5 protein-coding genes are annotated in these 5488 nt (G+C 42.8%); 2 read left to right on the forward strand and 3 right to left on the reverse strand.

Annotated elements, in window-relative coordinates; genetic code table 11:
• The coding region (locus BACCELL_RS20690; protein WP_007214005.1) for an outer membrane beta-barrel protein at positions 1–438 on the forward strand (438 nt) is incomplete at its 5' end.
• A gap of 353 nt (positions 439–791) precedes the next feature.
• Here the strand turns inward: BACCELL_RS20690 and BACCELL_RS20700 are convergent.
• Positions 792–986 (reverse strand): hypothetical protein, encoded by a 195-nt coding sequence (locus tag BACCELL_RS20700; protein ID WP_007214006.1) that lies wholly within the window; start codon positions 984–986, stop codon positions 792–794.
• Positions 987–1239: 253 nt separating this feature from the next.
• On the opposite strand from BACCELL_RS20700, the gene fucO reads away from it, so the two are divergent.
• The gene (gene fucO / locus BACCELL_RS20705; RefSeq protein WP_007214009.1) at positions 1240–2394 is read left to right on the forward strand and encodes a lactaldehyde reductase; all 1155 of its coding nucleotides are present in this window, start codon (positions 1240–1242) and stop codon (positions 2392–2394) included.
• Positions 2395–2560: 166 nt separating this feature from the next.
• On the opposite strand, the gene BACCELL_RS20710 is transcribed toward fucO, so the two are convergent.
• A complete protein-coding gene (locus BACCELL_RS20710; RefSeq protein WP_007214010.1) occupies positions 2561–3880 on the reverse strand; it encodes a sensor histidine kinase in 1320 nt (439 codons plus the stop codon).
• The gene (locus BACCELL_RS20715; protein WP_081450844.1) at positions 3877–5268 is read right to left on the reverse strand and encodes a sigma-54-dependent transcriptional regulator; all 1392 of its coding nucleotides are present in this window, start codon (positions 5266–5268) and stop codon (positions 3877–3879) included. The genes BACCELL_RS20710 and BACCELL_RS20715 overlap by 4 nt, the downstream gene beginning before the upstream one ends.
• Between the last annotated feature and the right edge of the window lie 220 nt (positions 5269–5488).

The following is a 5488-nucleotide window of genomic DNA, read 5'->3' on the forward strand; positions in this document are numbered from 1 at the left end:
AACTCTCGTTTAACTTTGATTGGTGTGTGGCATCATGAGAAGGATGATGATTTCTGGGATATTCCTTTTAACCGGAATATTTGTTATGGTATTGCCGTACTGACAAATACTTTCACTCTCTCTAAGAAGCCTGATCTGAAACTGACACTGACGGGAATGGCTCGTAGTAAAGCGACTCAGGGAATTTATGATTTACCGTCTTCAGGGTATGTAAATGCTGCTTTGCGGTATGGTTTTGCCAAAGGAAAGGCTATTCTGAATCTTTATTGCAATGATATTTTTGAGACGGGACAGATAAAACCACGTATCCGCTTTGGTACGCAGAACGTGACGAATGATTATGCTTGTTTCAGGGAAATCGGGGTGTCGTTTACGTATAAATTCGGAGGATACAGGGAGAAGAAGAGGGAGGAAGTGGATACGTCGAGGTTTAAATAGTGACGAGCTACAAGCTACCAGTGACAAGTACCTTTCAGTGTGATAGCTGGGCGAATAATTATTCGCCTACGAGTACAGCGCAGCAATTCGTTACTGGTAGCTCGTAGCAAATTTAACGTATGTATTGTCCTTCCTTGTGATTGTTTGTTATATACTTAACCAGAATACGTTCGTCTTGTTTAATGAAAAAGATATACCATGTTGTACGGGGTGACTTGCTTCTTTTGAAAAAAGTGTATTGCATATTTTCTCCGTAACGGGAAAAATAGCTTTCGGCTGAAGGGCTGAGGTGGTAATGAACTGCTGTTGGAAGTTCCTCTAAAAAATCTGAAACAGAAGGGTGTATAAGAATTTTAGTTGCGAGCATACATTTCTTTTAATTTGCGTTTACACTGCATGCGGAAATCCTCAACGGTTAGTCCCTGTTCCCATTCCTGCTCAAATTTATCTTTTTGTGCAATAATATCTCCGTAGATACCTAACGGTTCGGAAGCGTTCGTTTGTTGCACCGGAATATCAGAATATTTTTTGGTCTCTTTCTTTCCCATATCTATCGTTTTTAATAATCGTTTCAATGATAGTACAAATATAGAATGTTTGCTTTATCTTTCAATGATTTGCTGCCATTTAAATGAAGAACTTATTTTTTATGATTACTAAAAACATTCCGCATACTATAAAAATCAGAATCTTTTGTCCCTTCCTCCTCTATATTTCTTAATTTTGTCGGAACAAAATGAAGTATCAACCTTCCGCACACTCAATCTCAAAATGACACTGCGGAACCTAAATTATCGTATTATGATTAACAGATTCGTCTTGAACGAAGTATCCTACTTCGGACCGGGTGCCCGCGAAGTGCTCCCACAGGAAATTAAACGTCTCGGCTTGAAAAAAGCCTTTGTATCTACCGACAAAGATCTGATTAAATTTGGTGTAGCCGACAAGGTGCTTTCCGTACTGGATAAGGCAGGCATACCCTATGTTGTATTCAGCGATATTAAACCAAATCCTACGGTCAGTAATGTAAATGCAGGTGTGAAAGCGTTTGCAGAATCCGGTGCCGATTTTATTCTGGCTATTGGTGGTGGTTCTTCCATCGATACATCAAAAGCTATCGGCATTATCACTAATAATCCGGAATTCAGTGATGTGGTTTCTCTGGAAGGAGTGGCGCCGACTCAGAAGAAATCCGTGCCTATCATTGCTCTGCCTACTACAGCGGGAACGGCTGCCGAAGTGACTATCAACTACGTGATTACCGACGAAGTGAATGAAAAGAAGATGGTATGTGTAGATCCGAATGATATTCCTGCCATCGCCATTGTAGATGCCGAATTGATGTACACTTTGCCTAAAGGGCTGACTGCTTCTACGGGACTGGATGCATTGACACATGCTATTGAAGGTCTGATTACTAAGGGAGCTTGGGAAATGAGCGATATGTTTGAAATTAAAGCTATCGAAATGATTACCCGTTATCTGGAAACGGCTGTGTTTGAGCCAACAAATGCAGAAGCGCGTAATGGTATGGCGGTAGCACAATATATTGCAGGTATGGCTTTCTCTAATGTAGGTTTGGGCGTTGTTCACGGCATGGCACATCCGTTGGGTGCTATTTTCGATATACCTCATGGTGTGGCTAATGCGTTGTTGCTGCCTATCATTATGGAATTCAATGCTCCTGCTGCGCTTGATAAGTATGTGGAAATTGCTAAGGCGATGACAGTATATAAAGAAGGAATGAGCCAGGAAGAGGCTGCACGTGCTGCCGTGGATGCGGTGAGAGCACTGTCAGTAAGAGTAGGTATTCCGCAACACCTTTCTGAATTGGGTATCAAGGAAAGCGATCTTGATAAGCTGGCTACGGCTGCTATTGCCGATGTTTGTACACCGGGTAATCCTCGCGAGGTGACGAAGGAGATTATTCTGGATTTATACAAAAAAGCGTTGTAGAGTGATTAGGAATTAATCATTTATGCGAATCAGTAGTTGAATTAACGTCTTTAGGACGGGTTATGAATTAAATGCTAATTCCAATATTAAGTAAATTGAGATAGTATTTCATCATTTTATTTATTACTTTTCCTTATAAAGGGTAACTCCTGATTCGCATCATTTATTAAACTATCGGGAACAGAAGTGTGAACGTACTTCCTTCTCCCACTTTTGATTGTACCGTAATGCTGCCATGATGCTGGTGCATGATTTGGCGGGAGATGGTTAACCCGATACCTGAACCGGTAGGTTTTGTGGTGAAGAATGGAATGAAAATACGTTCCTGAACTTCCGGATCAATACCGGTTCCATTATCAGTAACACGCAGGAAAAGGTGATCTCCTGGGGTGATGCCCGCGGAAAGAGTGATTTGTGTCGCTTCGTTTTCGCGGGCATTCCGTATCAGGTTGATAAGTACTTGTTCTACTTGCTCTTTATCTGCAATCAAGCGCAACGGAATGTTGGGAAGAGAGAGGTGTAGATCATTTGTATCATTTTGCATTAACTGAACAACTTCTTTCAGTAATTCTCCGGCATTATAAAGTTTCAATAAAGGGTGGGGCAGATGCGATACTTCCCGGTAGCTATTCATAAAGCGTACCAGCCCGTTCCCTCTGCGACCAATGGTTTGCAGCATCTGCCTGATTTCCGTTTTGGTATCTTCGTCACCTTCCAGGTTGTCGGCATATTTGGTAAGAAGCTCTGTCAGCGAAATAATGGGAGTGATGGAATTCATAATTTCATGTGTCAGCACACGGATTAGCTTTTGCCAGGCTTCCGTTTCACGGTTATCCAAGGCGGAATGGATATTTTTCATTCCCGCAATCAAAAGCTTCCTGCCCTGGATAATAAATTCCATACTGGAAAGGGCGAATTGTACGGTCTCTTCTTCCTGTTTGATTTGCCATACAGACAAATCGCCAGCTTTCAGTGTACGCAACTTTGCCGGGAGCTCCGGATGAAAATCTATAAGATCATTTACCGTATGCGGACGATTGATATGTATCAGGCGTTTGGTCGCATCATTGATCCACTCTATTTGACCGTCGGGCGTATAAACAAGGATGGCCATATCTATATGATTGGCAAGAGCCTGGAAATACTGCAATTCGCTTTCCTTCTTTTGTAGATTGCTCCGATAATATTCAAGAGCATCCTGCATCTCGGTCAGCAATTCTTCGGGAAGGGGTGGTGTGGCATTCGGATTGGAAGTAGGAGAAGACAGGAACTCAGAGTAGCGCACAGACCAGATAAACTGAGCCATGGCGCGGGCTGAGCGTAAGATATACCTATATATGGCATAAGCAACGAATGCTGTGAGGCAGAGCGCCACGAACAGGCTATAATAAAACCCATGCACAGCCAGCCAGGCCGTAATGAGGCAGCATATCAGTAATGCGACAGTGAGCCAAAGTGGCGTTCTTACCCAAGTTTGTCTTTTCATAATCTGAACTTTTCAATCCTTCTATAAAGTGAAGTTCTTGTGATTCCCAGCATTTCTGCCGCCAATGTAATATTACCACCACACATTCTCATTACCTCATTGATTGCATCCTTTTCCATTCGTTCCAGATTATACTTATCTTTCTCAGAAACAGTATTGGAAGATCGGGGGCTGCGTAACATGAAATCATCCGGAATCAGCATGGTTCCGGTGGAGAGGATGACGGCACGTTCGATGGCATGTTCCAGTTCGCGCACATTGCCCGGCCAGCGGTAAAGTTGCAGCATCTTTCGTGCTTCTCTGGAAATTCCCCGAAGTTCTTTCTTATACTTCTTCCGATAGCGTTGCAGGAAGAAATCAGCCAAGAGGAACAAGTCATTTCCACGTTCACGCAGAGGCGGAATACGGATTTCAATCGTATTGATGCGATACAATAAATCCTGACGGAATTGTCCGTTGTCGATAGCGGTATATAAATCCGTATTCGTGGCGCAAATCAACCTTACATCTACAGGATATGAAGTTGTAGAGCCGAGCCGTGAGCTCTTTCTCTGTTCAATGACTGAAAGCAACTTCGCTTGGAGTGGAAGACTCAGGTTACCGATTTCATTCAAGAACAACGTTCCGCCTGAAGCCACTTCCACACGTCCCGGCTTATTCTTGCGGGCGTCGGTAAATGCACCCTTTTCATATCCGAACAATTCGCTTTCGAACAATGTGTCCGGAATACTTCCTAAATCGATAGGTACGTATATCTCATTCTTGCGGGGGGACTGTTCGTACACGTAGCGGGCAATCAAGTCTTTTCCCGTTCCGTTTTCTCCCAGGAGCAAAAGGTTCGCATCTGTTTCGGAGAACTTTCTTATCGTTTGAAAAATAGTTTGCATGGCGGCAGATTCACCGATGACGCGCGCTGGCTCAGGGGGAAGAGTCAAAGCTTCTGTTTGTTTTTTCAAAGTCTCCTTCTGTTGTTTCAGGGTTTCTACTTCCGTCCGGCTGAAACTGAGTTGCAGTGCGGAGGAGACGGTGGCTATCAGTTTCTCGTTTTGCCAGGGCTTGGGAATAAAATCTGTGGCACCTTGTTTTATAGCTTGTACAGCCTTCTCTGTATCTGCATAGGCTGTGATAAAGATAACGACTGCTTTTGCATCCAGCTTCAGTATCTCTTCCAACCAATGAAATCCTTCTTTGCCACTGACAGCATCCTGACGGAAATTCATGTCGAGCAAGATAACATCGAAACGGGTTCGTGAAATGATAGGTAACAGTTCTCTTGGGTCATTTAGAGTGGTTATGCTTTCTGCAATAGGGCGCAGCAGCATTTTCAGGGTGAAGAGGATGTCTTCATTATCATCTACGATTAAGATTTTACCTCGTTTCATCATAATTCGAAAGGATTGGTTTGACTTGTTGGTGAAGATTGGTACGCATACCCATTGCAAAGATATAGAAAGTTTTCGAGATAGTAGTGTACGAAAGCGTGCATTCGGTGTACGATATCGTGCAATTTTGCGTAGAAAGTATTTAGATAAATCTTTGTATATTAACTATCTAACCATTTGGTATGGTTGTTGCCATCTATATTTAAAGTAAACGAATACGAAAAAC

The organism is Bacteroides cellulosilyticus DSM 14838 (genome assembly GCF_000158035.1).
Lineage (GTDB): Bacteria > Bacteroidota > Bacteroidia > Bacteroidales > Bacteroidaceae > Bacteroides > Bacteroides cellulosilyticus.

Coding starts and splice junctions, on each gene's coding strand:
- BACCELL_RS20700 (WP_007214006.1), bottom strand. CDS start 986: ATGGGAAAGAAAGAGACCAAAAAATATTCTGATATTCCGGTGCAACAA.
- fucO (WP_007214009.1), top strand. CDS start 1,240: ATGATTAACAGATTCGTCTTGAACGAAGTATCCTACTTCGGACCGGGT.
- BACCELL_RS20710 (WP_007214010.1), bottom strand. CDS start 3,880: ATGAAAAGACAAACTTGGGTAAGAACGCCACTTTGGCTCACTGTCGCA.